The following is a 26680-nucleotide window of genomic DNA, read 5'->3' on the forward strand; positions in this document are numbered from 1 at the left end:
ACCCTAAATATCAATATCTTAAAAGATTATTCACAATATAAATATATTTTGAAAGTAGGTTTATACTATGTCAGTTGAAGCACTTGTCTTGGAACAAAGAAAATATTTCTTAAATGATTACACACGCCCTGTTGACTTTCGTGTTCGTCAACTTAGAAAATTGAGAACAGCTTTAAAAACCAACGAGAAAATAATCCTAGACGGACTGTATGAAGATCTTGGCAAATCATCTACTGAAGTTTATATGACAGAACTCGGCATTATTTACCAGGAAATAAATTATGCAATTAAACATGTAAAGAAATGGGCGAGCCCAAAGAAAGTAAAATCTAGTGTCATGAGCTTACCAGCATCTAGTCATATTTATGCTGAACCTTATGGTGTGACCTTGATATTGTCACCATGGAATTACCCTGTAAATCTAACAATCGGTCCATTAATCGGCGCCATTGCAGCAGGCAACTGCGCTGTAGTAAAACCGTCTGAAACTAGCCCTAAGACGTCTGCAATCTTAGAAAAAATCATAAATTACACCTTTGTAGAGGAATTTGTTCATTGCTTACCGTATGACACACCCCATGATGAGGTCAACAAGCAAGATTATGATTACATCTTCTTTACTGGAAGTACAAGAATAGGTAAGGAAATTATGAGTATAGCGAGTCAAACATTGACGCCAGTTACACTTGAATTAGGTGGTAAGAGCCCCGCCATTATCGACGAAACTGCTAACATTGATGTCGCTGCTAGACGTATTGCCTGGGGTAAATTCATTAATGCAGGACAAACTTGTGTTGCACCAGATCATCTTATCATTCATGAGTCCATTAAGGATGCATTTATTGAGCGTCTAATCGATGAAATAAATGAGCGCTATGAAGATGCAGAAAGTCGTGATGATTATCCAAAAATCATTAATAATAAGCACTTTGAAAGATTAACAGCCTTATTAGATGACCCTAAACTTATTGGGGGTAGGGTCAATGTAAAAGAGAGAAAAATTGCACCCGCTATCTTGCCTAATAGCCATTTAAATGATGATGTAATGGCAGAAGAAATTTTCGGCCCTATTTTACCGATCCTAACCTACGATAATATCGACGATTTAATCGTTCAACAACAAGCACTGCCTAAGCCACTGGCAACATATATCTTTACTGAAGATAACAACACAGCAAACCTGCTGTTACAGAAATTATCTTTTGGTGGCGGTTGTGTAAATGATACACTGATGCATTTAGCCAGTCATTCTTTACCATTTGGTGGCGTCGGTGCGAGTGGTATGGGTGCCTATCACGGCAAAGCGTCATTTGATACGTTTTCACACTTTAAGAGTGTTGTCAAAAATACCACAGCAGTGGATTTCCCTGTACGATATGCACCATTTGATCAAGCAAAATCCAAGCTATTCAAACGTTTATTAGGCTAAAATAGACATATCAACCTATAAGGAGTGTATGACTTATGAGTATATTAGTTATCGGCGCCAACGGCGGTGTAGGTAAACACCTAGTTAAGCAGTTACAAGATAAGGGCAAGACATTCACTGCAGGGGTTAGAAAAGAAGAACAAAGAGATGCCTTAAAAGATAATGGTGTGGAATCCTTACTTATTGATGTAGACCAAGATACCATTGAAGAATTAACAGATAAGGTTTCAGGCTTTGAACAAGTCGTATTCTCTGTAGGATCAGGGGGTAGCACTGGAGCAGATAAGACAATCTCTGTCGACTTAGATGGTGCAGTTAAAACAATAGAAGCAAGCAAAAATGCAAATGTTGATCACTTCGTTATGGTATCAACTTTCGATTCAAGAAGAGAAGCATTCGATACACCAGATGCTCAGAAAATTAAACCTTATACAATTGCTAAACACCATGCAGACGAACACTTAAAACGTTCAGGATTAACACATTCAATCGTTCACCCAGGTATTCTGACTGATAACCCAGGTACAGGTAAAGTCGAGCTAGGACTCTACTTTGACGAGATCAAAGAGGTTCCACGAGAAGATATCGCAAGCGTAATATTTGAGCTTGTAGACAATGCTGACAATCGTGGTAAAGAACTTCAAATTGTTACTGGTGACCAAGATATTTCAACAGCAGTGGCTAAATTTTAATAAGAAAAAAACGGGGAGAAAATCTTAGAATTTTCTCCCCGCTTTTTTAACTTTAGGACCAGCCAATTGCTTGGGCAACGATCAATGCACCTAATGAAATCCCCATAAGAATTAAGAATAACGGCAGGAAGAATTTTATCCATTTATGCCATTCAACGCCTGCGATAACAAGTGCAGCCATGAAGTATCCACTTGTTGGATATAAAATGTGTGCAAAGCCATCGCCTAGTTGGAAAGCGAGTACAGCTGTTTGTCTTGTCACACCGAGCATATCCGATAATGGAGCCATAATTGGCATTGTTACCAATGCTTGACCAGATCCTGATGGAATGATGAAATTAATCAGTAACTGAACGAAGTACATACCTGCAGCTGCAAGAACTGGCGGTAAGTCTCCTACAACTGTTCCAAGTCCATTTACAATCGTATCCATCACTCGACCATCTTCTAATATTACTGCGATAGAGCGTGCTAAACCAATAATCACAGCACCCATTAATACGTCTCTAAAGCCTTCAGTGAAGGACTCACTAATATGTGTTAATGACATGCCTGAAACCATCCCGACTGTCACGCCCATCAGTATGAATAAACCGGCCATTTCTATCATAAACCAACCTTGAGTAATTACGCCCCATACTAAAATAATAAAGAATATGAGTACAGTGAACGCTCCAGCAATTTGTCTATTATTTGCCTTTAGTGGTTCCTGATCCGCAATTGATTTATATGATGCACGTTTCTCACTATCTTCTTCATAGACGATACTTGCCGTAGGGTTTTTTTGAACCTTTTTAGCATATCTCATAACAAATAGAATTGTTATAGTCAGTACGATCACAAACAGTATTAACCTAAAGCTTAGTCCAGAGAAGGTTGGTAATTCTGAAATGGTTTGTGCTAAACCGGTATTGACTGGATTCAATACCCCCACCGAATAACCAACAACCGTTCCACATAAGGCAATTGCTGCTGCAGTCATGGAGTCATAACCTAAGGCAATAATTAAAGGAATAATAACGGGTATGTAGACTAACGATAATTCTGCAGTTCCAATAAGTGTCGCTATTGTCGCAAATACTGTCATTAAAACAGGAATCACAAGAATACTCTTATTTGAAAACCTACGCGCGAGCTTATCAACCGCTATTTCAATAATCCCACTTTCTCTAAGCACCATGAACATTCCACCGATGATTAATGTGAAGAAGACAACTTCACCTGCATCGATTAGGCCTCGTGGTATAGCTGTCATAAACTGAACGAGGTCTGTCGGTTCAGACTCTGTGAATTGGAATGATTCAGGATCTACTGCTGTTCTCCCTTCCTCTATTTCGACTCGGTCAAATTCACCAGCTGGTATAAGATATGTAGATGCAGCTGCAACTAGACCAAATAGGAATAAAATCACGTAAATATGAGGCATCTTAAATTTTCTTTCCTTATTGTTATCCGTCATAAATTTCTCCCTTCAAACTGTTTATTACAGTTTACCTTATAATATCAACAGCGACTAAAGTAATAATATAAGAAAAAAGAGATATTTATGTTTTCATAAATATCTCTTACCCTATTAACCTTTAGTTATTTGACCATCTTTCATCTCAATTCTACGATCTGCATATTCCAACATATCCATGTCATGTGTCACCATTAACACTGTGATACCTAAATCTTGTGATAATCTTTTAATCAGTGCCATAACTTCTTCAGAACGTTTAGAGTCTAGGCTTGCTGTCGGTTCATCTGCAAACAATAACTCTGGATCATGAATGATTGCTCTCGCAATTGCTGCTCGTTGTCTCTCACCACCTGATAAATTTTCAGGATAACTATTCTTATGCTTGTACATATCCACAGCTTGAAGTATCTTATTAATTTTATTATTTTTGTCTTCTTTAGAAAGTTTGACATTTGCCGTATCAAGCATGAGCGCCAATTGTTCCCCAACAGTTAGGAATGGTACGAGATGCGCATGTCGAAAGACAAAACCAAATTTTTCTGCTCGAAGTTTTCGTATTGACCCATCATTCTTTTCAGATATTTTTTTACCTTTAAATGAAATACTACCGTTCGTTTTGTTTTGTAAACAAGCTGCAATGGTTAAAAGTGTACTTTTCCCCGAACCTGAAGGACCTGTAAGGGCCGTTAATTCACCTTCATTTAAAGTTAAGTCCACATCGTTTAATATTTTTTCTTCCCTATTTCCATTTTTAACTGCCTTATCGATATTTGTGAGTTCAAATAATACCATCTTACATACCTCCTTGATTAATTGCCTGCATTGGTTCTGCTTTTCTAATCTGAAGTCCTGAAATCGTAGCACCGACAAAACCAATTACGATAAAGGCCACAACTGCAAAGATAATCGTCTCAGTCGGTAAGAAGAACGGCATACCTTCTGGTGCAACAGCGTTTATGATTAAGCTAATCGCAATAGCTGGAATTAAGCTGATTACAGTAATGAATAGCATTTGAGCCCACATCATTACAAATAGTGAAGATTGCTTAACTCCAATCGCTTTTAATATGCCAAAGGTACTCATTTTTTGGACATTAATCATATAGAAAAATATCGCAAATAATAAGGCACTGATCACATATAGAAATACGATAATCATGTTGAGTGACATCTGTTCTGCGCTGTAACTTGGGATTGTGTTTAAGAAGTCACTGTTACTATAATTAGTCAGACCTTCTACATCCGCTTCACCTTCGGTAAAACCGACTTGAAATGCATCGGTTCTATACATTTCTTGGAAGTCCGCTTTATTAATAAATCCAGCTTCTGTGTGACTAAATTTCTGTCCATCTACAAAACCTGTGATAGTTAAATCATCTTCAATTAGACCATTGGTTACTTTGTCTCCGACACTAAAGCCTTCATCTTCTAGTGAGCGATCTAAAATAATCTCACCTTTATCCACATTAGGAAAATAATCCCCACCATCTGATGTTACAAAAGCCGTGCTAAATTTCTTGTCATCTGCATTATTGATTTCTCCCATTTGAATGGAAAAGAGTGTGTAATTTTCATCTGTTGCTGCTAGTGCTTCTTCCTGTTCATTCTCAATTGCTGAAAAGCTATAATTATCCTCAGCATCTTCACTCATGTAAAACGTACCATCTGGCATATGTTTAATTAGAGATGCATTATCATCGGATAAGCCATTTGCCAATCCGGAGATGCTCATTGTTAATATGCTAATCAAAAATACGATAAACCCTAGTATCAAATATCGTAATTTAAACTTTTTCATTTCTTTCCATGCCATCTTCATGAAAAAGACCTCCTGTGTTCTTGTTAATTCACACTTTACTTAAGTTATGTGAACTCAATATGAACAAGGAGGTTTTTCTTATTTTTCTGTTATAGGTAAACGGACAGTAAAGGTTGTACCTTCTTTTTTACTTCTTACATTGATAGAGCCATCATGCATTTCGATAATTTTTTTGACGATAGATAATCCCAATCCTGAGCCACCGACCTTATTTGTTCTAGCATTATCCGCTCTATAAAAACGGTCGAATATTTTATCGATATGAACATTATCTATACCTTTACCGGTATCACTTATCGACACGATTACATGTGAACCATAGTCAGCCATTTCAATATCAATACTGCCTGCATCCTCATTGTATTTTACAGCATTAGATAAGAGGTTATCCCACACTGTATTCAGCAATGACTTGTCAGCTCTTATATCTATATCGATTAACTTATGAGATATCATTAGCTCTCGTTCATTAATCTGCCATTCGTAAACTTTAATCGCTCTTTCAAGCTGTTGCTTGAGATTATAATTTTCCCTTCTCATCAGGTAATCTTCATGGTCGATGGAAGACAAGACTAAAAGTTGTTTAGTCATCGTAGATAAACGATCAATTTCAAAATCTATTGTTTCTGCATAATCTTCACGTACATCATTCGACAATGGTTTCTTCAATAACTGATTATAGCCCTTTATATTCGAGAGTGGCGACTGGATATCATGAGAAATATTTGAGATGAAATCTCTTTGAATTTTATCATTATAGCCTAGTTGTAAGGTCATGTTTCTAAAGTTCGTAGCCAAATCTCCAATCTCATCTTTCCTTGATATATCAAGGTTATCTAGAGAGTAATCACCTGAGGCAAGTCGTTTGGTTGCCTTGCTCAATTTAGTTACAGGCTTAATGAGATAATGGGCACTAATCAGCACTAAAATAATACTTAATATAATAGTAATTAAGAATAAGACACCGAACAAGACGTGCATTTCATTGAATAATAATTCAATATCCGTACGCATGAACAGCGCATAAGATTGACCATCAATTGTTACTGGTACGCCTACTGTATTCTTAAGCTCATCTGCAAAGAATCCCGTAACGAATAATTCAGCATCAAAATTCGCCATACCATGATATATTTCTCCAGAATGTACTTCTTTGATTGCCTCATCCTGAAGGTTGATGTCTCCAAACTGTGTACCAAAGAACTGATCTCGGCCATTCGCATCCACTAAGTAAATTTGGTGTCCAGTTTTTGCAACAGTATCCAAGTATTCTTCTACTTTAATGTCAGGATTGTTTTCGATAAACTGAGCAACTTCTAGTGCAATGTTCGTATGCTTGGTGTCATTCTCTTCTTTTAAGTTTATCTGGTAGATAAAATTTGAAATGAAAAAGGCGAAAAAGAAACTGAACAGCATTATAGCAAGTGTTGTAATTAAAAATTTTACGTATAATGATTTCATATTTTTCGCTCCAGAAAATATCCTCTGCCACGCATTGTCTTAATTTCAAATTCATCAACTGCTGATTTAAAACGCGATCTCAGACGCTTTATATGTACATCAACTGTACGGTCATCTCCCTCATAGTCTGGTCCCCATATACGTTCAATTAGAGCATCTCTAGTAAAGACCTGCCCTGGATACTGAGCTAATAGTTGCAATAACTCAAATTCTTTTAGAGGTAGCATGTACACCTTACCTTCAATTTCCACTGAATAATTGTTCGAATTAATCAAAACTTTTCCCAATTTTAAGGTAGTATTAGAAGTCTCATCACTATATCTTCTTAATAAAGCTTCAATTCTAAACAATAGTTCCCGAGGTTCGAAAGGTTTAACTAAATAGTCATCTGTCCCTATTTTAAATGCTTCTGCCTTGTCATCGATATGTCCCTTAGCAGTCAGCATGATAATCGGTATATCAAAGTCTCTTTTTAGAATTTCCGTTAAAGCTAAACCATCCATATACGGCATCATAATATCTACTACAGCAAGGTCACAGGCTTCTTTCTTTAACTTTTCTAAAGCGTTTCTACCATCACTCGCCCCGACAGTTAGAAAGCCAGCCTCCTCTAGGTTTAAAGTGACAAATTTGACAATGTTAGGATCATCATCAACGACCAAGATTTTATTCATACTGAACCCCCAATCGTCTACTTTTATATTATTGTACCATTAAGTTGTCATATCTTTCCTTCTCGGTACATATACAAAATTTGATTTTCCATCCATAATATATGAGTGAGATGACAGGAGGGAAAGCCTTGAATAAGAAATCATATCCTCTTATTTGGAGATGGCATTTATTTGCCGGCATCATTATAGCACCATTTTTAATATTCCTTGCAGCAACTGGTGCGCTATATTTGTTTAAAGATAATATTGAGAACTACATATACCAAGATTATTATTATGTAGAAGCTGCTGAAGATGGAGAACGATTACCTCCATCTGATCTTGCCTTTACTGCTGAAGGTTATGCAGGGGGTGGGGACGTCACGCGTTACCGACCTGGTGAAGATGAAAACCGATCAGTAGAGGTCGGTGTCACTCAAACTGATGGTACCGCGGTCACTGTCTTCGTCAATCCATATAATAGACAGGTCCTCGGAATGATTGAGGATGCGAATCGCCCAATGGATATCTTAGAGGCCTTACATGGTGAGCTGAGCGCAGGGACAATTGGAGATAGAATCGTAGAACTCGTTGCTTGTTGGACGATTATTATGATTATCTCTGGTTTATTCTTATGGTTCCCTAGAACTAAGGAAAAAATCAAGGGCGTATTCACAATTCGTTTTAATAAGCAGGGGCGTATTCGTTTACGTGATTTTCATGCAGTTCCTGCTGCATGGCTTTCTATTGGACTGCTATTTTTCTTATTCTCCGGACTCTTGTGGACCGGTTTTTGGGGGAATGGTGTCCAACAAATCGTCACAGCTTCAGGCTCAGGCTATCCACCATCCATTTGGACAGGTCCAGCGCCTGAATCTGATACTGTTACAGAAGATATTGCTGAAGTATCCTGGGCAGCTGAAAAAATGCCTGTGCAAAATTCAGACCAGGAATCTGGCTTTAGACAACTCTCTTTAGATCAAATCATTGAAACCGCTGATAGTACAGGTGTAGATCCTAGCTACGATATATTCTACCCCGCTTCAGAAGAAGGGGTCTTTACCTTATCGGTCTTTCCTGACCAAGCAAGAGATGAAGCAACAATTCATATCGACCAATACACAGGTGATGTCATTGCTGACTATCGTTACGATAACTACGGACCGTTAGGAAAGATAATGGCAACGATGATTACGGTACACAAAGGTCATGAATTTGGCATTGTAAACCAAGTGCTTGGTCTCGTCATCTGTTTGGGTCTAATAGCCATGGTTATTACTGGCGTTTACATGTGGTGGAAGAGAAAACCTAAAAATAAAAGTGGGGCACCTAAATCTGCAAGTGTCGTTGAATACAAGGGAATCTTCTTCACCTTAATCGCACTCGGTATTATCTTCCCCTTAGTTGGTCTATCGTTAATTGTTATCTTTATTGTCGATCGTCTGATTCTTAGACGAAATGAAAAAATTCGTTCTTGGTTGAACTATTAAGGAGAGGCTTATGGCTAAATATATTTTTTTAATATTCTCTGTCCTATTCTTAAGTGGTTGTTCCATAGTCGATCAGAGTACACACGATAAGTACAACAATCTAGATAATTCCGTTATCGTTATCGATACGTCAGAAATTACCGAATCAGAGACAGAAGGACGCGTAAATATTCACATCTTAGAGAATGGTCAACCAGTTGAAGATGCTGACATCACCCTCTTCAGTCGACCAGCTAAAGAGGCAGAAGTATGGAATGAAGAATATGAAGTCAAAAAAGTAGACGATCATTATACAGCTGATGTTGAAATTCCAAGGGATGGTCTTTACCTTCTTACCCTAAATGTCAAAACGGATCACTTAGATGCATCACCAATTAAATTTTTCACGGTTGGTGAGCTCGATATGTTTGAAGAAGTATTTTTACAGGAATACCAAAATGATGATAGTGCCGGTGGACACAGTCACCACTAAAATATTAAATGACACAAAAAAAGGTGAGCATATCAAAGATACGCTCACCTTTTTATTTGTAATTTAGACTGGTGTACTCAATCTAGGAACAAATAGCTCATAGTGAATATGTTCTGAATCTACACCTGCTTTTTCTAATTCCTTAACAATAGATTGAATGAATGTTACACCACCACATACATACACTTCTTGATTCTCTTTTAAATATTGCTCAAGGTTTTCTTTAAACAGGTAACCATCTTTATCGCGTAGATGATTGTGAAGTTCTACGTTATTTTTAGTAGCAATATTTGCTAATTCAACTTCGAATGCAATGTTGTCACTATTGTCTGATACTTGTAAGAATTGAACATCATTCGTCTTTTCTGCTGCTTGACGGAACATAGGGAATAACGGTGTTACGCCGATACCTGAACCAATAAACAACTGCGGCGCATCTTCGTTTTCAACTCCAAATACACCAACTGGTGCAGAGATATTAATTGTATCGCCTGCTTTAATTTGTTCATGTAAGAAAGTCGATACTTCCCCGCGAATACCATCAAGTTCTTCTTTTCTTACTGCAAATGTCAGTCTACCATCTTGTACATCTACAATTGAATAATGACGTTTCGCTCTATAAGGTAGTTCTGGGACTTTTACATCAACAGTGATGTACTGTCCTGCTTGATATGGAATATCATTGATTGCGTCAGATTTTACTGTAAATGATTTAATAATGTCAGTTTCATCTCGAACAGCTAATACTTCAAATGGTTTAAAGCCTTCCCAAGCCATAATAGCGTATATTTCTTTTTCTATACCGATAAAGGCATCTGCAATCTCACCGTAGGCTTTGCCCCATGTTTGAATTACTGGATCATCCATATCTAAGCCAGTGACTTCGGATATTGCTGCCAATAAGTTTTCGCCAACGATTGGATAGTGTTCCGGGAAAACTTGAAGTCCACAATGCTTATGAGCGATTGGCATAACAACAGGTACAATCGGTGTTAAATCTTCAATATGTTGTGCTGCAGCAACTACAGATGCTGCTAGTGCAGTCGACTGCAAACCCTGTTTATGGTTAGGTTGATTAAACATATCTCTAAGTTCAGGGTGGTTTTCGAACATTCTTTTATAGAATTTAGTTGTAATTTCTACACCCTTATCTTGTAATAATGGCACTGTGCTATGAATCGTTTGAATTTCTTCTTGATTTAACATAATGACACTCCTTGTATGATTAACTTACTACCATTATGTTTTACTTTTTCAATTATTTCAACGCTTCTCGGTAATTATTGTTAATTTATTCACATAAATATGGAAATTTATTGACAATTACTATGGCTTATTGAAAATAGGCATGATTAGGCGTATGATTCGCGTCCTAGGAAATTAAATCAACTCATTTTTATATTCACGTCGAGCAAAACTTACTTGGCAAGTCTAATTGTTTAAATGCCGATATGGTTGTATGATATAGACTACCTTATTAAATTCATTACATGTTATAGCTTTTATCTATATAAAAAGGAGATACTATGACTATCCAACAACTCAAATATCTAATCGCTGTCGTAAAAGCAGGTTCATTGAACGAAGCCGCCAAGCAACTGTACATTTCGCAGCCGACCTTATCTAAATCTATAAAAGAGCTGGAGAAGGAAATGGGTCTCACAATTTTAAAACGCACTTCAACAGGAATTACACTGAGCTCAGATGGTGCTGAGTTCCTCAGCTATGCCAGACAAGTGGTTGAACAGGTCGATCTTTTAGAAAACAAATATTTAAATACGCCTCACCAAGAACAACTACTCAGTGTGTCGACTCAGCATTATTCTTTTTCTGTTGATGCAATGGTAAAAACAATAGAGCATCACGGGGGAGATAAGTACCAGTTCTCTCTAAGAGAAACGAGAACTTACGAAATCATCGATGACGTCAAAGACTTAAAGAGTGAGATTGGTGTCATGTATATGAATAAATTTAACGAAAAAATTCTTACTCAACTCTTAAAAGAAAATCACTTAACTTTTGAGGTCTTATTCACTACAAAACCTCACGTTTTTATAAGTAGAAATAACCCGTTAGCAGCAAAGGATAAGGTTACCTTAGAGGACTTACAAGCTTATCCCCGTCTATCATTTGATCAAGGTGACCATAACTCCTTTTACTTTTCCGAGGAAATACTCAGTACACTTGATAGCCCTAAAAATATTCTAGTCAGTGATAGAGCGACAATTTTTAATTGTATGATTGGTCTAAATGGTTATACTATCTCAAGCGGCATACTCAGTGAAGAGTTAAACGGTACAGATATTATCCCAGTGCCACTTGATGTTGATGATGAAATCACTATTGGTACAGTAACCAACAACAAAGCAGTTTTAAGTCGTATTGCAAAGCATTACTTAGAAGAACTTCATGCTGCTATCGACAACTATGATATACATTAATGGATAGTTAATAAATTTAAGGGTATATAGAAGTAACAATTAAAGTTGGGGGAATAAAAATGGAAATTAAACACGAGAACAATCAGTTCTATTTTGGTGATGCTTCAAATCCTGACGGTTACTTATCCTATACCGTAGATGGTAATGTGTATACGATAGACAGCGTAGTCGTCGATGAGTCACTCCGTGGCCAAGGCTTAGGAGATGTGTTATTGGACCACGCTGCAGATTATGCCAGAGACAACAATCTGAAACTCATTGGTAAATGTCCGTTCGTCGCAAAACGCTTTAATCAACATCCAGACAAATATGAAGATGTCATTAGCAAGTAAAAAACTCAGCACCGATTAAGGTGCTGAGTTTTCTGTCTCAAGATTTGGTTCTGGATGCACGTATAAAGACATGATGCCCTTAGCATGCATGTGATTTTCAACCTTGTCACAAATATGATGTGCTTCAGTCACTGTAATATCAGGGTCTACAATAATTGTGACATCTAAAAAGATACTGCTACCATGGTAACGGCCTTTGATAGACTTCACTTCTCTAACCCCAGTAACTTCTAAAATATCTTCTTTATGTTCCATTAAATCCGTTTCTTTATAGCCATCACTCAAAGCAAAAATAGAATCTCTAAAGATAGTATAACCTGTATACATAATCATTAGTCCGAGTATGGATGCAATAATGACGTCAGCGATAGGTAGACCCACTTGGGTTAAGACAAGTCCTATAGCAGTACCGATACTGATCATGCCATCAGACAGATTATCCATGGCTGCTGACCTCAATGAAACACTTTTTGCTTTTTTAGCCAAGCGATTATTAATAAAGAACACAACCATCATAATCAAACCAGATATGATACTTACAATGATTACTACTGGATGTGGTGGCTCTGATGCCGGTTGAAAGATTGCTGGTATGTTTTCGATTAATACCTGTAAGCCCACAAACATAATAATAAATGAAACAACTAAAGCCGCAATATTCTCTGATTTCAAGTGACCATAAGGATGGTTATCATCTGGGGGTTTTATCGAAACCTTTAAGCCAACCAGTACTGCAATAGAAGCTAATATATCTGTTAAGTTATTTAAACCATCGGCACGAACTGCTGCAGAATCATAAATTGTACCGAAATAAAATTTCACTAAAGCAAGAATGATATAAACGCCGATGCTTAAATATGCACCATTTTGAGCCACTTTAAGATTATTTAAATCCCCCAATATAATCGCTCCTAATCTTTAATAGAAACTCATTATGCACTGATTCAATCAAAAGTTCAATGGCTATGGTGGACTTTATATTAGTTGAAATTTATTTTTAGAACGCCCTAAACTAAAGCTTAGACTATTTCTTTTTTATTCATTGTATTTACCAAACACGTAGCTGATATAGCAACCTAATATAAATACTACTATAGACACTATCCACATCATTATATTTGTCGGTAGCCCAGGGTAAATTGCAAAAAGCGAGCCAAATAACAGCCCCACGATTCCAGCATACGTTAGATAAGTAAAACGTCTAAGTAAATATGCGATGAGCCGGCTACCTAGTAGTATTCCTACAATAATACCAACCCCTGTAGACAATAAGACAGGAAGAACATAGAAATTAAATGAAGTAAATTCATCTATAGCAAATATAATAATCGGATATACACCGATGATTAATAATACTAAGGATCCTGAGATACCTGGTAATAGCATAATTGCAGCAGCTAAAACACCTGAAAAGAAGTATTTAATTAGATTCACTGCATCCGTTGGTATTGAAGACAGATCTGATGCAGAAGTATTAGCTAAAGACATAAAGAAAAGTACTGCTATTCCAATAATTATTAATATATAGTGCGGTATTTTAAATTCTACTTTTGCATTAGATATTCTAAGTAACATCGGAATGACTCCTAACACCATTCCCATGAAAAACCAATGTGTCGGTATGGTATGGCTCTGTAATAAATAATTCAAAAGAGATGACACTGATAAAATTGCAAGAGCCATACCGATTACTATCGGTAAAAGAAAACCAATCGAATTTTTATAAAATTTAGAAACTAACCGACTGAGTGCACCTAAAAATTGATCATAAATACCAAGTAATAGTGCCATTGTACCGCTACTCACACCTGGTACAAGTTCAACTATACCCATCAAGAATCCTTTTGGAAGGTTCGACCACTTAAACATATTATCAATTCCATTCATAATTTTTCACTCTCAATATTTTAGCACATCAGCCATAAATTAAGGACTATTTACTTAGTAAATGGAGTAACGGTGAGCATTATTTTGTAATGATAGGTGATATAATAATATTTTTTTATAGTCTAGTGTATCTTTGTCACAAAATTGTATATTCTCAATAGACCTTGAAAACACAATTTTAATTGACATATTGCTCATTATGTCATAAGATTTCAAAGTGATAATGATTCTCAATGAGAAATGGAAATGAGGCATAACCATGTCAGATGCATTAGAAGTGCAAAATATACAAGTCGGGTACCAGAACCGTTCAGTCATCGAAGATTTTAGTGTGACTATACCTAAAAATAAGATAACGACAATAATTGGTCCAAATGGTTGTGGAAAATCTACTTTAATTAAAACTGTCTCCAGAATTCTAAAGGCCGAAAGTGGGGCGATTTTTTTAGATGGGAAAGCGATTAACACCTTGGATACGAGAGAAATCGCCAAGAAAATGGCAATATTGCCGCAAACAGCTGAATCACCAGGTGGTTTGTCGGTATTTGAATTAGTTTCTTATGGTCGTTTCCCTTATAGAAAAGCGATGGGTTCGCTGAGTAAAGAAGATTATGAACATATTCATTGGGCAATAGATGTTACAGGCTTAAATGAATTTAAGGACCGCCAAATTAGTGATATGTCGGGTGGTCAAAGGCAACGTGCATGGATTGCAATGTCACTTGCACAAGGTACTGATACTTTAGTACTTGATGAACCAACTACATATTTAGATCTTGCACATCAACTAGAAATACTACTCCTATTAAAGCGATTGAACGAAGAAGAAAACCGTACAATTGTTATGGTCTTACACGATTTAAACCTTGCATCACGTTTTTCCGACTATATGATTGCAATGAAAGATGGTGACCTAATCACTAAAGGCACACCGGAAGAAGTAATGACGAAGGGGCATTTAAGAACACTCTTTAATATAGAAGCAGAGTTTCAATCATGCCCTTACAGTGGGCACCCAGTCTTCACTTCTTACCATATAAGTAAACAGGAAGACAGCCATGGCTAAAAATGCAACTATAGAAAGTAAGGCTCAGGTCAAGGCTGTTAAGAAGACTGCAAAACCAATTCGTGGCACAATCATTATTATCTCGGGACTCGTTTTTTTATGCTTTAGTTTTATCTTGTCTATATCTTTAGGCGCTGCTGATATAAATCTTTCGACGATATATAATGCTTTTTTTAATTTTGATACTGGTGTTACACAGCATCAAATCATTCGTGAGCTACGTTTCCCTAGAATTATTGGAGCTGCCTTAGTCGGTGCAGCATTTAGTGTTGCAGGTGCTCTAATGCAAGGAATGACAAGAAACCCATTAGCAGACTCTGGTTTACTCGGCTTGAATGCTGGTGCTGTAATGATGCTTGCAATCAGCTTCAGTTTCTTCCCTGGTATGCCATATGTATATACAGTATTATTATCATTTTTCGGTGCAGCTCTCGGTGCCTCTATTGTATATGGTGTCGGGTCACTAAGTAAAAATGGTTTAACACCAATCAGACTCGTCTTAGCTGGGGCAGCTGTAACGGCATTATTAACTGCTCTAAGTGAAGGAATCGCGCTCTACTTTAATGTTGGTCAAGACATGGCCTTTTGGTATGCCGGCGGTGTTTCTAGCACGAAATGGGAACATCTTATAGTTATAACGCCTATCGTTATCATTATGATATTCATTGCTATGCGTATATCACGGTCAATAACGATTCTAAGTTTAGGTGAAGAAGTTGCAGTGAGTCTTGGGGAGCGTACAGTTAGAACTAAGCTGATCAGTATCTTAGTTATTGTTGTCCTTGCAGGACTTGCGGTATCGGTAGTTGGTGCAGTGAGCTTTGTTGGACTGATTGTGCCACATCTAACACGTAAAATTGTTGGTTATGATTACCGCTGGATTATCCCAGTGAGTGCAGTGGTTGGAGCGGTCTTGGTTGTTGTTGCAGACCTATTAGCTCGTACATTAAATGCACCTTTCGAAATTCCAATTGGTGCCTTAATCTCACTAATCGGTGTACCTTTCTTCCTCTACTTAGCACGTAAAGGAGGTAAGGAATTATGATGTCACAAAAGACAGCTGGATTAATCAAGAGACAGAAAAAGGCTGTATTTGTCGGAATATCTTTAGTTGTGATACTCATTGTCTTGTTTGTAGTCAGCCTAAACACTGGTGTAATGAAAATAGACCCACTCACTGTTATCAAGACAGTATTTGGTCAAGGCGAAGCCACAGATGAACTATTGCTTTTTGAATTCAGATTACCACGTATTGTCATTGCTGTTCTAATTGGCATGGGACTAGCGATGTCAGGTGCAGTGCTCCAAGGTGTTGTTAAGAACCCACTAGCTGACCCTGGTATTATCGGGATTAATGCGGGTGCTGGTTTAGCTATAACGCTTTTTGTAACGTATTTCTCAACTGAAGTCGGTGGATCTGTCTTCTTAATGCCAATCGTCGCCTTCATAGGAGCAGGGTTAACTGCAGTGACGATCTACGCCTTCTCTTACAAAAAAGATGAGGGGATATCACCGATACGATTGATTCTAGTCGGGGTAGCAGTTGCAGCAGGTATTAGTGCTTTAATGATCGTTCTCACGTTAAAAATCGATCCTAAAACGTACGACTTTGTTGCCACCTGGCTTGCAGGTAGCATTTGGGGTTCAAGTTGGAACTTTGTTTTTGCACTCTTACCTTGGCTCATTGTTTTAATGCCATACGTTTACTTTAAAGCGAAAGTATTAGATGTAATGAACTTAGGTGACTCTACAGCTGTCAGTCTCGGTATGAACCTTGAAAAGGAACGTCGTACCTTGCTCGCTGCTGCAGTTGGCTTAGCAGCCGCTAGTGTTTCTGTTAGTGGGGGTATTGGTTTCGTAGGACTCATTGCACCACATATGACCCGCCGTATAGTTGGTGAGGCATATCGTTATGTTTTACCTATCAGCGCCCTGATTGGCGGAGTTCTAGTACTTGCCGCTGATACAATCGGCCGGGTGATCTTACAACCAGCTGAAATACCTACAGGTGTAGTGGTTGCCATAATTGGTGCCCCTTACTTCTTGTACTTATTAGCAAAACTCAATGATTAACGGTAATTCCATCCGGTAGCTTCACTGCTACCGGATTAAATAAAAAACATCAATTGATAATAATTATCAATTAGAAGGAGAGTATGTTATGAAGAGATTATTTAGTATGTTTTTTGCATTAACTTTTGTCCTTGTTTTAGCCGCTTGTTCCAGTCAAGGTGAAGAATCCGAAGACAATTCCTCAGCTGATAGTGAAGACTCATCTTCAGAAACAGTTACATATGAATCTGAATCCGGCCCAGTAGAAATCCCTAAGAATCCTAAACGTATTGCTGCCTTAACTTATGGACCGAATGTCCTTTCATTAGATGGTGACTTAGTAGGCGTTGACCAATGGTCAAAAGCAAATCCTTTATTCACTGAAGACCTTGCAGATGTTACACAAATTACTGAAGAAGATCCTGAAAGTGTCTTAGCAGTTGAACCAGATCTAATCATAGCTGGAACAAACATGCAAAACCTTGAAGAGTTAGAGAAAATTGCACCAACTGTTGTCTTTACTTGGGGAGAACTTGACTACTTAGAACAACAAATTGAAATTGGAAAAATTCTAGGTAAAGAAGATGAAGCACGTGAATGGGCAGAGGACTTTGAGAGTCGTGCATCTTAGATAGGTAAAGAAATCAAAGAAAAACACGGTGAAGATGTGACTGTCACAATGTTCGAGACAAATGGTACCAACTTCTATATCTTTGGTGAAGCATGGGGTAGAGGAACAGAAATTCTCTTCCAAGCGATGGATTTAAATATGCCTGAAAATGTTGAAGAAGCTGTATCTGAAGAAGGCTACCATGAGATCTCTCAAGAAGTTTTATCTGAATATGCCGGTGATTACATTGTTTTAAGTCGTGGTGAAGACACTGATATGTCATTTACTGAAGATGAAGTATGGCAGTCAATACCAGCTGTTAAGGAAGGTAGAGTCATTGAAATTGATACTGCAAAAACGAGTTATAGTGATCCAACCACTCTTGAATATCTTCTAGAAATCTACGCAGAAGAATTAAATAAATAAACAGAAGCCCCCTAATATAGGGGGCTTCTGTAGCTTCTAATCTATTTTTTAACAAACTCTGACTTCAAGCCAAGTTGACCGAATCCTGGAATTTTACAATCAATGTCATGTCCATCTTCTGGATCAACCAATTTTATACCTTTTACTTTTGTTCCTTGTTTGATTACATTTGATGCACCTTTAACTTTTAAATCTTTAATCACACTAACATTATCACCATTATTTAATATGTTACCATTGGCATCTTTGACCATTGAAGCTGCTGTAGCTTCCGCTTCAGACTCTTTAGTCCATTCATGGTTACACATTGGGCATACAAATAGGCTACCGTCTTCATAAGTGTATTCCGAGTTACAATTTGGGCAATTTGGTAAGGTATTCTCCATGGTCTTCCTCCATTATTTAATCACTAATTTTAAGATACCATAAATACATAAGTCCTTATCAAAAAGATATACAATTCATGTTACTATAAATAATGATACTGAAAAGATTGGGGATTTCTATGGCTAAACTTTACTATCGCTACGGTACGATGCAGAGTAATAAAAGTAATCAAATTATCACAACACATTATCAATACACTACACAAGGCAAACGTTGTCTTGCTTTCACTTCTCCAATTGATTCAAGAAGTGGGTATCATAAGATTAAATCGCGTGTTGGGCTCGAACTTGATGCCGAATACGTCACTGATGATATCTTTGAGAAAGTTAAAAAAGAACATGAAAAAGAAAAGGTCTTTGCTGTCTTAGTTGATGAAGCACAATTTTTATCGAAAAAAGATATTCACAATCTCAGTGATATCCCAGACTTGTTAGATATTCCTGTTATTGCCTTCGGTTTAAAAACTGACTTTAGGAATGAGTTGTTCGAAGGAAGTAAAACTTTGCTCGAATTAGCAGATGCAATTGATGAGTTGAAGACAGTATGCCAGTATTGCAACAAGAAGGCCACATTGAACCTTCGAATGCAAAATGGGATTCCGACAAACATCGGTGAAACGATTCAAATTGGTGATGAGGAATATGTTCCAGTTTGTAGAAAATGCTACAAAGAACGTTTAGATTTAATATAAGAAATACAAAGCAACTGTGAATTCACAGTTGCTTTTTTCACATGAAACATTTATCTTTTTACCAGTTCAATATTAGGGAGGTATCTCAGATTAAGCACATCGCCATCATCAAATGATATTGTAAATTCTGAAGTCCCACCATATTGCTCTGAACCTATGATAATTTGCATCTTCTCATAGTCAACGACATTCGACACACTAAGGCTTCCATACTTGTCTGTATTCGGTACATTGATATCATAAACACCCTCTGGAATATCTTCACCAACAACCCATAAACCAGTAGTGAGTACATCAATATCTGATGTTTCATAAGGCTCGAGTTCTACTCCTGAGTCATGCTGTGTCTCAAGTGTATAACCTTCATCTAAAAAGACAACTAGACTATCAGGATACTGTCCCTCATGGTTATTAATACCAGATAAGGTCTCACCAGCAACTATTCTACCTTCTGCATTTTCGACAGAAATACTACTAGTTTCTTCATGCGGTATCACTTTATAGCGGCCAGGTTCAATATCAGAACCAACCGAATGCGTTCCTTTGTCTAAACTGACAGCAGCACCTTCATTCATAAGATGGCTGTAGTCAATATAATCTATATCTTCATTTGTAGATGTTTCAGTTTCTGATGAACTAGTGTCCTGAGTTGAATTGTCATCAGGTTCATCATTAGTCGTTTTTTCAGTTGGTTCATCTCCAGAAATCCAACTGTTAATCTCATCTGCTAACTGATCAAATGGATTACTACATGCGGATAGTATCAAGGTAGATAAAAACAATAGACTTATAAAGCGATACTTCATCATGTCACTTCCTCAATTCTGTAATTTTAATCTAAGTGTAAACTTACCATGATTGAATAACAACTTGATTTAATATAAGCATTTTTAATAAACTCTGCTATAATATGTTAATTACGTTAAAGAGGTCTCTCATGAATAAACATTTAAATATTATTGCTATTATTTCTCTAACTATATATTTAGTCATTTGCTTCAGCGTTCTAGTAAAATTGAATTGGACTGAAGCATTCGACCTAAGTTTAATCCATTTCATCCAAGGATTTGTAACAGCAGAACGCGCTGAAATCATCGTCTTACTCACTGATATTGGTGGTTCTTTTGCGATTATCCTTTTTTCAATTTTAACCGTTAGTCTTTTATTCCTATTTAAGATGTATACTGCTGCACTTTGGTTTTCAAGCACTCTAGTTATCGGACCTGGTTTTCTTGTCAGTTTGATGAAGCGTCTTGTTGATAGAGAACGTCCTGATTTTCTCAGACTTGCATTTGAGTCTTCAGAGAGCTTTCCAAGCGGTCATTCTACTGCCTCTACAGTATTTTTTGGTCTTTTAGGTATCTTGCTCATTTATTTCGTCACACATACTTGGCAAAAGTATTTGATCGGCGTTATAACGATAGGCGTTATTTTATTTGTTATGACTTCAAGAATATTTCTTGGTGTCCATTTTCCAACAGACGTCCTTGCAGGTCTAACATTCGGTATCTTCATCATTACCTTATCTCTTAGTTTGTACTTCAAATATAGTCCAAAGTTAATTAACTATTTAGCACAACATTCTATAGAAGATAAAAGTCCATCTAGAAATTAATCTAGATGGACCTCATTTTATTCTGGGAAAGTAACATTTTCAATTCTAACAATACCAACTGGGTCTAATTCTACACCTTCAACAAGAGTTTCATTTACACCAATCCCAAGTTCTCCATAATAAAGCGGTGTAATTGGGAGATCCTCCATGAGAATTTCTTGCGCTGTATGATAGGCTTCAATACGGTCTTCATCTTCTGTTGATTCTTGTCCTGCTTCTAGATAGCTATCCAGTTCTGGATTCGAGTAATTCCATCTGTTACCAGAGCCGACAGAATCAGTGTGGAACATCGGATATAGACCGTAGTTAGGGTCACCAGTTACAGTAATCCACTGTAACATGAACATATCATGTGTACCTTGGTTTGCCATCTCTAAGAATGCGCCGTGTTCGTACTGTTCAATTGCAACCTCAATCCCTAGTTCTCCGAGAGACTCTTGAATGACTAAGGCAATGTCTCTGTTCTGTTCAGAATCAGATGTCCATATAACCGTTTCAAAACCGTCAGGTACACTCGACTCAGCCATATACTCTTTCGCTAAGTCTAAATCATAGGATACTTCTTCCATTTCCTCATTGTGTGCAAACACTGAAGGTGAAATATGATTTTTTGCATGGATCCCTCGCTCATTCAAAACACCGTTTATAATCTGTTCACGGTCAATCGCATGGGAAATTGCCTTTCTTACATTCTCATCATCAAACGGTTCTTTATCGTAGTTAAATGCAACATATGTCATCGATAGACTATCTTGATCGATAATATTTGTTTCTTCATGCTCTCTTACACGGTCCATAGATTCTGTATCAACGTTATCCGTAATACCAATACCACCTGTTTCTAATTCTGCTAGACGTGCTGAGTTTTCAGGAATTACACGGTAAGTTACCGTATCAAATTCTCTTTCACCACCATGAAAATCCTCAAATTTCTCTAAAACAATTTCATTACCGGGATCTCGATTTTGTAGTTTTAAGTGCCCAGTACCATCTGGTTTTTCAGAAATTATGGCCCCTACGTGTTCACCGATTTCTTCAGAAACAGCTTCAAACTCTTCTCCACCTGCTTCACGTAACTCATAATATTCTTCTAAAGTCACATCCGATTCAGCTTGGTCTAAGGCATTTTGGTAATCTTCATCTATAACTTCCTTACTCAATATACCTGCTGTATTGTGGGCTAAGTGACTCGGTAGCGGAGTGAACGGATAATCTGTCGTAAAGATGACAGTATGATCATCAACAATTTCAATGTCGTTAATCATTTCAAACATGAACGCTACAGAGGACCCAACCGATGGATCCATCACTCTGTCTAGAGTCGCTTCAACGTCTTCAGCTGTAAAATCTGATCCATTGTGGAATGTGACCCCATCTTTTAGCTCCAATGTCCATTCGTTTCCATCTTGTTCAAATGAACTCGCCAAACCTTCTTCAAATTCCATATCAACATTTTGTTGAACCAAGGTATCAAAAATTTGTGTTCTAAGCTGTGCGGATGGTATGTCGTTCGACACATGTGGGTCTAGAGAAACTGCTTCATTGATCATCCCAATCACTAGGTCGTTTCCACCCTCACCACTTGATTCACCACTCTCTGCCTCATCAACATCACTATCATCCGTACAAGCTACCAATAGTAAAATCATGGTAAACAACATAAAAAACCATAACTTCTTTTGCATAAACATCCCCCTTATTAATGTACGCGCTTTCATAAAATTATACCTGTCGGAATTCGAAATTTCAATAAATTGAATGATTATTCTGTTAATTCTTAGCTGCAGCTTTTACCAAGGCAGCAAATATTTTCTGTGAGTATTCATCTACTAAATAGGTCCCTTCAGGATGCCATTGCACCCCTATTAGAAAATTATATGACTTACTTTCAACTGCTTCTATAATTCCATCACTTGTCTTTGCAGTAATTTCAAAATGGTCTGGAATAGTTTTCACTGCCTGATGATGAAAACTATTTGTTTTCACTTTTGTCTGACCTAAAATACTATGTAGCTTCGTATTCTCCTTTATAGAAACTTTATGGGTCAAATAATTTTTGGGAACCTCTTGGTTATGTTTATATGTCCCTTCACCGACTTGTGAATATAAATCTTGATAGATAGTTCCACCTTGATGAATTGTTAGTACTTGAGCGCCTCTACAAATGCCAAGAATCGGGATATTGGCATCTAGTGCAAAATCTATTAGCTTCATTTCATAGGCGTCTCTACCAGGTTCAATCGCTCCCATTTTTTGATGAGGTGCTTCTCCAAAAAATTCAGGATCAACATCATCCCCTCCGGATAAAACTAATGCATCTAATGATTGAATTTGCGCTTTGATTAACGCATCGTTTTCCACCTTAGGTAAAATGATTGGCACTCCGCCTTCATTTGCTATAGCAATACTATACGATTCAGGTAATCTTAGCTGGTCTTCGCTAACAAAAGTTGTCACACCAATTACAGGTAAACTCATAAATATCCCCCTTAGATTTCTTATGTTAAATATTATCAGAGTTTTTAAATTTTTATAAGGAAAATAAAGACAGCTCATCTTGAGCTGTCTTTAAGCTTATCTATTTATCCATTGTTGACCAGCTTCTACCGCTTCACCCGGTAAACTGTGTCCATTGACCCAAATCGACGTTACATCGGCGTTATTATTCTTGAATATATCGATAACATGTTCACTCTCAGTCTCTGGTACAATAGGATCTCCCTTACCTAATGAAAGGAATACTTCTGCCTGACTAAAGTCAATTTTGGTTTCAATATTTTTAGGATATAACGGTGCAAATAACATTGCTTTTTTAAACTTATCTGGATGATTTAACATCATGTGAATCGCAATATTTGAGCCGTTAGAGAAGCCAACAAAAATGACATCATTTGTAGAAAATTCATATTCTGCTGCTTTTCCTTCGATAAAGTTCACTAGGTCTTCAGAACGTTTCTCTAAATCATCCCAGTCATAATTACCCTCGCCCAGACGTCTAAAGTAACGGTTCATACCATTTTCTTTTACTTCACCACGTACACTAAGGACGTTGTAGTTCGGTTCCATTACTTGTGCTAAAGGTAGTAAGTCATTCTCAGTTCCACCTGTACCGTGTAGCAATACAAATACTGGGGCACCTTTTTGGTTCTCTTTATAAATATATTCCATTATATAGTCACTTCCTTATCTATTCTGGTCTTTTTATACTGAAAAATTCACCGATTTTTGCATAATCACTCCCGGCAAGTCGACCGACTGCACGAAGTGCTGATGAATCAATATAACCCGTGGTTCTATCGAAAATTTGTTCAGACAGTGAGTAATGTTGAACACTCAATAACAATAAGTCTGCTGTTGGTACATCGCCATCAAAGATGACAGTATGGTTATATAATTTTGTCTCAAATTTCACCTTAGCTTCTTTAATACCTGGTACATTGATTGTCTGTGAATCTTCAGTTGTAAAATCTGCATGATTCAATTCACTGTCATCAGGAGCATACGATCCTGATGTTAAATTCACCTGTTCTACATTGTCTTCATCAACAATATGCACGACAGCTTCACCGTTATTTAAGGTGTTTCTTGCTGTATCTTTCATTTCTCCGTTAACCCGTTGCACAGAAACTGATAAAATCGCAGGCTTATAAGAAACGATATTAAAATAACTAAAGGGGGCAAGGTTGATTATCTCATCTGCAGATTGACTTACAACGAGTGCAATCGGTCTCGGCCCAATAGCGCCAATCAGTATTTTGTTTTGTTCTTTTATCGAGAGGTCTGAAGCTTTGAAGTTATACATTACGATACTCCTTATAAATCTAGTTTTGGCAAGGTACGTTCATATTCTTCTCTACGATGTTCATATTGAGGCGGTAATTGTAATGATGTTCCTAGGTCTTTCTTATCTTCATCAACAGCAAAACCAGGCTCATCCGTAGCAAATTCGAATACAATATAACCAAATTCACTTGTATAAACAGACTTAAAGTATTTTCTATCTCTCACTTCGGTGACACCTAGCTCCTGACTTTGAATAAAGCTTTGCCATTCTTTTAATGTCTCTAAATTCGGTACAGACCATGCGATATGATGTACTGTACCAATTCCGAAACGCCCTCTCGGGCTTGGTGGTAACGCCGTTATAACGTGGTGTTTTTCACTACCGACGGTTTCAAAGTGATAACTTTGCCCCTGTGTTTGAATTGGTGTTAAACCTAGTCCACTAGTTAATAATTCATTCGTTGCTTCAGGGTGACTGGATAAGAGTACTGCTCCATGGAAACCGATAATAGCTTTGTTGTCAGATTCATCATTACCTTCTACTAAAGCTAATTCAAGACCATGCACATCATCGAATTCTAAGGTATCCTTATCGAATAACTGTGTAATTTGAGTCTTGATATCTAAGTCATTTAGATGCTTCTGCCAATCACCCATAGTACCTTTAGGAATTCTAAAGGCAATACGTCCAACCTGTCCGCTACCTTTTAAGCCTGGACGGTCAACGATCCAGTTAAAGAAAGTAATGATTGTTCCTGGATTCCCATCTTCATCTCCAAAATATAAATGATAAACACCTGGATCATCAAAGTTAACGGTTTGTTTTACTAATCTTAAACCGAGTACGTCTCTGTAAAATTTGATGTTTTCATTTGGGTCTCCAACAATAGCAGTGATATGGTGTATTCTCTTAATAGCTTCCATGGTCCGCCTCCTTTATTTTTTTGATCTCGTGGTATCAAATGGTCTTATTTGAGCTTCGATTTGCTCACGTTTTGGCTCTAAGAATGGTGGTAATGCTAAGCTTTCACCAAGTGTTTCGTACGGTTCATCATCCATGAATCCAGGGCCATCAGTAGATAATTCAATTAAGATATGCCCGATACGCGCATAAAGAGCACCGAAGTAGAAGCGATCCACTAAACCAGAGTTTCCAATACCCATCGTACGATATTTTTTCTCCCATTCTTCTAGAGCTGCTTGATCTTCTACTCTAAATGACACGTGGTGGACCTCACCGTAGCCTTGTCTGCCTTCAACACCTTGGTCTTTACGTAAAATAACTTGGCCGCCGTTTCCACCCTCGCCAACATCCAGTAAAGTCACATTTTCTTCTTCAAGTACTGGTTTCATACCATAAATATCTTGTAATACTTTTTTGAAGTCATCGTAATAAGATACTGTAATTTCTATTGGACCTAAGCCGTAAATTGCTTTGTCTTCTGGAACAGGTCCATTTTTCCAAGGTTGTCCTGGTTCTACACCTTGATTTTTTTCATCAGAGAAGAGTTGATAACGTTGACCGTCTTCTTCTTCAAACGGTAAGACTTTTTTACCGAATAACTCTTGAATTCCGTCGTGTTTTACACCTTTTTCTTCAAAACGTTCTAAATAGTATTCAAGCGCAGCATCATTTGGTACTCTGAATCCTGTTCTTGAAATTGCATTCGTGCCTCTTGAACCTCTTGGGTTGTTCGGGAAGTCGAAGAATGTCATGTCTGTTCCTGGTGAACCTACATCATCCGCAAAGAATGTATGATAAGTTTGAATGTCATCTTGGTTAACGGTCTTCTTAACCAATCTCATACCGAGAACTTCTGTCATAAAGTCATAGTTTCTCATCGCGTTATTTGTCATTGCAGTGACATGGTGAATACCTTTTAAATCTGTTTTAGTCATTATAATTCCTCCA

At 37.4% G+C, this 26680-nt stretch carries 27 protein-coding genes and 1 pseudogene; 12 read left to right on the forward strand and 16 right to left on the reverse strand.

Annotated features, from left to right (window positions below):
• The first annotated feature begins 67 nt into the window (after window positions 1-67).
• Complete coding sequence (locus tag JEM45_RS06815; protein ID WP_198687158.1) at window positions 68-1429, forward strand: aldehyde dehydrogenase; 1362 nt, start codon at window positions 68-70, stop codon at window positions 1427-1429.
• Between the two features lie 35 nt (window positions 1430-1464).
• Window positions 1465-2121, forward strand: coding sequence for an SDR family oxidoreductase (locus JEM45_RS06820; RefSeq protein WP_198687159.1), 657 nt, complete (start codon window positions 1465-1467; stop codon window positions 2119-2121).
• 52 nt (window positions 2122-2173) lie between these two features.
• Here JEM45_RS06820 and JEM45_RS06825 read toward each other — a convergent pair whose 3' ends face one another.
• The 5 genes from JEM45_RS06825 to JEM45_RS06845 all read right to left on the reverse strand — a co-directional run bounded on the left by JEM45_RS06825 (window position 2174) and on the right by JEM45_RS06845 (window position 7537).
• Window positions 2174-3580 carry a YfcC family protein gene (locus JEM45_RS06825; protein WP_198687160.1) on the reverse strand — a complete coding sequence of 469 codons (1407 nt, stop codon included), beginning with the start codon at window positions 3578-3580 and terminating at the stop codon, window positions 2174-2176.
• A gap of 114 nt (window positions 3581-3694) precedes the next feature.
• Window positions 3695-4375 (reverse strand): ABC transporter ATP-binding protein, encoded by a 681-nt coding sequence (locus JEM45_RS06830; RefSeq protein WP_198687161.1) that lies wholly within the window; start codon window positions 4373-4375, stop codon window positions 3695-3697.
• Window position 4376: 1 nt separating this feature from the next.
• Window positions 4377-5402, reverse strand: a complete 1026-nt coding sequence (locus JEM45_RS06835; RefSeq protein WP_198687162.1) for an ABC transporter permease — start codon at window positions 5400-5402, stop codon at window positions 4377-4379.
• A gap of 78 nt (window positions 5403-5480) precedes the next feature.
• Window positions 5481-6863 carry a HAMP domain-containing sensor histidine kinase gene (locus JEM45_RS06840; protein WP_198687163.1) on the reverse strand — a complete coding sequence of 461 codons (1383 nt, stop codon included), beginning with the start codon at window positions 6861-6863 and terminating at the stop codon, window positions 5481-5483.
• Window positions 6860-7537 (reverse strand): response regulator transcription factor, encoded by a 678-nt coding sequence (locus tag JEM45_RS06845; RefSeq protein WP_026865885.1) that lies wholly within the window; start codon window positions 7535-7537, stop codon window positions 6860-6862. Before JEM45_RS06845 ends, JEM45_RS06840 begins: the two co-directional genes overlap by 4 nt.
• 128 nt (window positions 7538-7665) lie before the next feature.
• Here JEM45_RS06845 and JEM45_RS06850 point away from each other — a divergent pair, with 128 nt between their 5' ends.
• Together JEM45_RS06850 and JEM45_RS06855 are read left to right on the forward strand one after the other, a co-directional pair.
• The gene (locus tag JEM45_RS06850) at window positions 7666-9006 is read left to right on the forward strand and encodes a PepSY-associated TM helix domain-containing protein (RefSeq protein ID WP_235678840.1); all 1341 of its coding nucleotides are present in this window, start codon (window positions 7666-7668) and stop codon (window positions 9004-9006) included.
• 10 nt (window positions 9007-9016) lie between these two features.
• Window positions 9017-9478 carry a hypothetical protein gene (locus tag JEM45_RS06855; protein ID WP_026865887.1) on the forward strand — a complete coding sequence of 154 codons (462 nt, stop codon included), beginning with the start codon at window positions 9017-9019 and terminating at the stop codon, window positions 9476-9478.
• 63 nt (window positions 9479-9541) lie between these two features.
• Here the strand turns inward: JEM45_RS06855 and JEM45_RS06860 are convergent, their stop codons facing one another.
• A complete protein-coding gene (locus JEM45_RS06860; RefSeq protein ID WP_026865888.1) occupies window positions 9542-10684 on the reverse strand; it encodes a globin domain-containing protein in 1143 nt (380 codons plus the stop codon).
• A 320-nt stretch (window positions 10685-11004) separates the two neighbouring features.
• On the opposite strand from JEM45_RS06860, the gene JEM45_RS06865 reads away from it, so the two are divergent.
• Together JEM45_RS06865 and JEM45_RS06870 are read left to right on the forward strand one after the other, a co-directional pair.
• Entirely contained in the window at window positions 11005-11919 is a 915-nt protein-coding gene (locus tag JEM45_RS06865) for a LysR family transcriptional regulator (RefSeq protein WP_026865891.1), read from the forward strand.
• Window positions 11920-11978: 59 nt separating this feature from the next.
• Entirely contained in the window at window positions 11979-12251 is a 273-nt protein-coding gene (locus tag JEM45_RS06870) for a GNAT family N-acetyltransferase (RefSeq protein ID WP_035855288.1), read from the forward strand.
• A gap of 15 nt (window positions 12252-12266) precedes the next feature.
• Here the strand turns inward: JEM45_RS06870 and JEM45_RS06875 are convergent, their stop codons facing one another.
• Complete coding sequence (locus JEM45_RS06875) at window positions 12267-13151, reverse strand: cation diffusion facilitator family transporter (RefSeq protein ID WP_035855289.1); 885 nt, start codon at window positions 13149-13151, stop codon at window positions 12267-12269.
• Window positions 13152-13286: 135 nt separating this feature from the next.
• A complete protein-coding gene (locus tag JEM45_RS06880) occupies window positions 13287-14138 on the reverse strand; it encodes a DUF368 domain-containing protein (RefSeq protein ID WP_235678841.1) in 852 nt (283 codons plus the stop codon).
• 259 nt (window positions 14139-14397) lie between these two features.
• On the opposite strand from JEM45_RS06880, the gene JEM45_RS06885 reads away from it, so the two are divergent.
• The 4 genes and pseudogenes from JEM45_RS06885 to JEM45_RS06900 all read left to right on the forward strand — a co-directional run bounded on the left by JEM45_RS06885 (window position 14398) and on the right by JEM45_RS06900 (window position 18292).
• The gene (locus JEM45_RS06885; RefSeq protein ID WP_035855293.1) at window positions 14398-15204 is read left to right on the forward strand and encodes an ABC transporter ATP-binding protein; all 807 of its coding nucleotides are present in this window, start codon (window positions 14398-14400) and stop codon (window positions 15202-15204) included.
• A complete protein-coding gene (locus JEM45_RS06890; RefSeq protein WP_026865896.1) occupies window positions 15197-16249 on the forward strand; it encodes a FecCD family ABC transporter permease in 1053 nt (350 codons plus the stop codon). The genes JEM45_RS06885 and JEM45_RS06890 overlap by 8 nt, the downstream gene beginning before the upstream one ends.
• Window positions 16246-17277, forward strand: a complete 1032-nt coding sequence (locus tag JEM45_RS06895) for a FecCD family ABC transporter permease (RefSeq protein WP_026865897.1) — start codon at window positions 16246-16248, stop codon at window positions 17275-17277. Before JEM45_RS06890 ends, JEM45_RS06895 begins: the two co-directional genes overlap by 4 nt.
• A 106-nt stretch (window positions 17278-17383) precedes the next feature.
• Window positions 17384-18292 (forward strand): annotated as a pseudogene (locus tag JEM45_RS06900) (iron-hydroxamate ABC transporter substrate-binding protein).
• A gap of 41 nt (window positions 18293-18333) precedes the next feature.
• Here JEM45_RS06900 and JEM45_RS06905 read toward each other — a convergent pair.
• Window positions 18334-18678 carry a zinc ribbon domain-containing protein YjdM gene (locus tag JEM45_RS06905; protein WP_026865899.1) on the reverse strand — a complete coding sequence of 115 codons (345 nt, stop codon included), beginning with the start codon at window positions 18676-18678 and terminating at the stop codon, window positions 18334-18336.
• A gap of 119 nt (window positions 18679-18797) precedes the next feature.
• Here JEM45_RS06905 and JEM45_RS06910 point away from each other — a divergent pair, with 119 nt between their 5' ends.
• A complete protein-coding gene (locus JEM45_RS06910) occupies window positions 18798-19370 on the forward strand; it encodes a thymidine kinase (protein ID WP_026865900.1) in 573 nt (190 codons plus the stop codon).
• Window positions 19371-19420: 50 nt separating this feature from the next.
• Here JEM45_RS06910 and JEM45_RS06915 read toward each other — a convergent pair whose 3' ends face one another.
• Window positions 19421-20179 carry a hypothetical protein gene (locus JEM45_RS06915; RefSeq protein ID WP_035855298.1) on the reverse strand — a complete coding sequence of 253 codons (759 nt, stop codon included), beginning with the start codon at window positions 20177-20179 and terminating at the stop codon, window positions 19421-19423.
• A 128-nt stretch (window positions 20180-20307) separates the two neighbouring features.
• Here JEM45_RS06915 and JEM45_RS06920 point away from each other — a divergent pair, with 128 nt between their 5' ends.
• Window positions 20308-20985: a phosphatase PAP2 family protein gene (locus JEM45_RS06920; RefSeq protein WP_026865902.1), complete on the forward strand. Its 678-nt coding sequence runs from the start codon at window positions 20308-20310 to the stop codon at window positions 20983-20985.
• A 17-nt stretch (window positions 20986-21002) separates the two neighbouring features.
• On the opposite strand, the gene JEM45_RS06925 is transcribed toward JEM45_RS06920, so the two are convergent.
• From JEM45_RS06925 to JEM45_RS06950, 6 genes are all read right to left on the reverse strand, one after another.
• Entirely contained in the window at window positions 21003-22670 is a 1668-nt protein-coding gene (locus JEM45_RS06925) for an ABC transporter substrate-binding protein (protein WP_026865903.1), read from the reverse strand.
• A gap of 85 nt (window positions 22671-22755) precedes the next feature.
• Window positions 22756-23463 carry a gamma-glutamyl-gamma-aminobutyrate hydrolase family protein gene (locus tag JEM45_RS06930; RefSeq protein WP_026865904.1) on the reverse strand — a complete coding sequence of 236 codons (708 nt, stop codon included), beginning with the start codon at window positions 23461-23463 and terminating at the stop codon, window positions 22756-22758.
• A gap of 96 nt (window positions 23464-23559) precedes the next feature.
• A complete protein-coding gene (locus JEM45_RS06935; RefSeq protein ID WP_026865905.1) occupies window positions 23560-24153 on the reverse strand; it encodes an alpha/beta hydrolase in 594 nt (197 codons plus the stop codon).
• 19 nt (window positions 24154-24172) lie between these two features.
• Entirely contained in the window at window positions 24173-24787 is a 615-nt protein-coding gene (locus JEM45_RS06940) for a flavin reductase family protein (protein WP_166626318.1), read from the reverse strand.
• Between the two features lie 11 nt (window positions 24788-24798).
• Window positions 24799-25692 carry a VOC family protein gene (locus JEM45_RS06945; protein ID WP_026865907.1) on the reverse strand — a complete coding sequence of 298 codons (894 nt, stop codon included), beginning with the start codon at window positions 25690-25692 and terminating at the stop codon, window positions 24799-24801.
• Between the two features lie 12 nt (window positions 25693-25704).
• Window positions 25705-26667, reverse strand: a complete 963-nt coding sequence (locus JEM45_RS06950; protein ID WP_026865908.1) for a ring-cleaving dioxygenase — start codon at window positions 26665-26667, stop codon at window positions 25705-25707.
• Between the last annotated feature and the right edge of the window lie 13 nt (window positions 26668-26680).

This window comes from Jeotgalicoccus sp. ATCC 8456 (genome assembly GCF_016313225.1).
Taxonomy (GTDB): domain Bacteria; phylum Bacillota; class Bacilli; order Staphylococcales; family Salinicoccaceae; genus Jeotgalicoccus; species Jeotgalicoccus marinus.

Coding starts and splice junctions, on each gene's coding strand:
- JEM45_RS06815 (WP_198687158.1), top strand. CDS start 68: ATGTCAGTTGAAGCACTTGTCTTGGAACAAAGAAAATATTTCTTAAAT.
- JEM45_RS06820 (WP_198687159.1), top strand. CDS start 1,465: ATGAGTATATTAGTTATCGGCGCCAACGGCGGTGTAGGTAAACACCTA.
- JEM45_RS06825 (WP_198687160.1), bottom strand. CDS start 3,580: ATGACGGATAACAATAAGGAAAGAAAATTTAAGATGCCTCATATTTAC.
- JEM45_RS06830 (WP_198687161.1), bottom strand. CDS start 4,375: ATGGTATTATTTGAACTCACAAATATCGATAAGGCAGTTAAAAATGGA.
- JEM45_RS06835 (WP_198687162.1), bottom strand. CDS start 5,402: ATGAAGATGGCATGGAAAGAAATGAAAAAGTTTAAATTACGATATTTG.
- JEM45_RS06840 (WP_198687163.1), bottom strand. CDS start 6,863: ATGAAATCATTATACGTAAAATTTTTAATTACAACACTTGCTATAATG.
- JEM45_RS06845 (WP_026865885.1), bottom strand. CDS start 7,537: ATGAATAAAATCTTGGTCGTTGATGATGATCCTAACATTGTCAAATTT.
- JEM45_RS06855 (WP_026865887.1), top strand. CDS start 9,017: ATGGCTAAATATATTTTTTTAATATTCTCTGTCCTATTCTTAAGTGGT.
- JEM45_RS06860 (WP_026865888.1), bottom strand. CDS start 10,684: ATGTTAAATCAAGAAGAAATTCAAACGATTCATAGCACAGTGCCATTA.
- JEM45_RS06865 (WP_026865891.1), top strand. CDS start 11,005: ATGACTATCCAACAACTCAAATATCTAATCGCTGTCGTAAAAGCAGGT.
- JEM45_RS06870 (WP_035855288.1), top strand. CDS start 11,979: ATGGAAATTAAACACGAGAACAATCAGTTCTATTTTGGTGATGCTTCA.
- JEM45_RS06880 (WP_235678841.1), bottom strand. CDS start 14,138: ATGAATGGAATTGATAATATGTTTAAGTGGTCGAACCTTCCAAAAGGA.
- JEM45_RS06885 (WP_035855293.1), top strand. CDS start 14,398: ATGTCAGATGCATTAGAAGTGCAAAATATACAAGTCGGGTACCAGAAC.
- JEM45_RS06890 (WP_026865896.1), top strand. CDS start 15,197: ATGGCTAAAAATGCAACTATAGAAAGTAAGGCTCAGGTCAAGGCTGTT.
- JEM45_RS06895 (WP_026865897.1), top strand. CDS start 16,246: ATGATGTCACAAAAGACAGCTGGATTAATCAAGAGACAGAAAAAGGCT.
- JEM45_RS06905 (WP_026865899.1), bottom strand. CDS start 18,678: ATGGAGAATACCTTACCAAATTGCCCAAATTGTAACTCGGAATACACT.
- JEM45_RS06910 (WP_026865900.1), top strand. CDS start 18,798: ATGGCTAAACTTTACTATCGCTACGGTACGATGCAGAGTAATAAAAGT.
- JEM45_RS06915 (WP_035855298.1), bottom strand. CDS start 20,179: ATGATGAAGTATCGCTTTATAAGTCTATTGTTTTTATCTACCTTGATA.
- JEM45_RS06920 (WP_026865902.1), top strand. CDS start 20,308: ATGAATAAACATTTAAATATTATTGCTATTATTTCTCTAACTATATAT.
- JEM45_RS06925 (WP_026865903.1), bottom strand. CDS start 22,670: ATGCAAAAGAAGTTATGGTTTTTTATGTTGTTTACCATGATTTTACTA.
- JEM45_RS06930 (WP_026865904.1), bottom strand. CDS start 23,463: ATGAGTTTACCTGTAATTGGTGTGACAACTTTTGTTAGCGAAGACCAG.
- JEM45_RS06935 (WP_026865905.1), bottom strand. CDS start 24,153: ATGGAATATATTTATAAAGAGAACCAAAAAGGTGCCCCAGTATTTGTA.
- JEM45_RS06940 (WP_166626318.1), bottom strand. CDS start 24,787: ATGTATAACTTCAAAGCTTCAGACCTCTCGATAAAAGAACAAAACAAA.
- JEM45_RS06945 (WP_026865907.1), bottom strand. CDS start 25,692: ATGGAAGCTATTAAGAGAATACACCATATCACTGCTATTGTTGGAGAC.
- JEM45_RS06950 (WP_026865908.1), bottom strand. CDS start 26,667: ATGACTAAAACAGATTTAAAAGGTATTCACCATGTCACTGCAATGACA.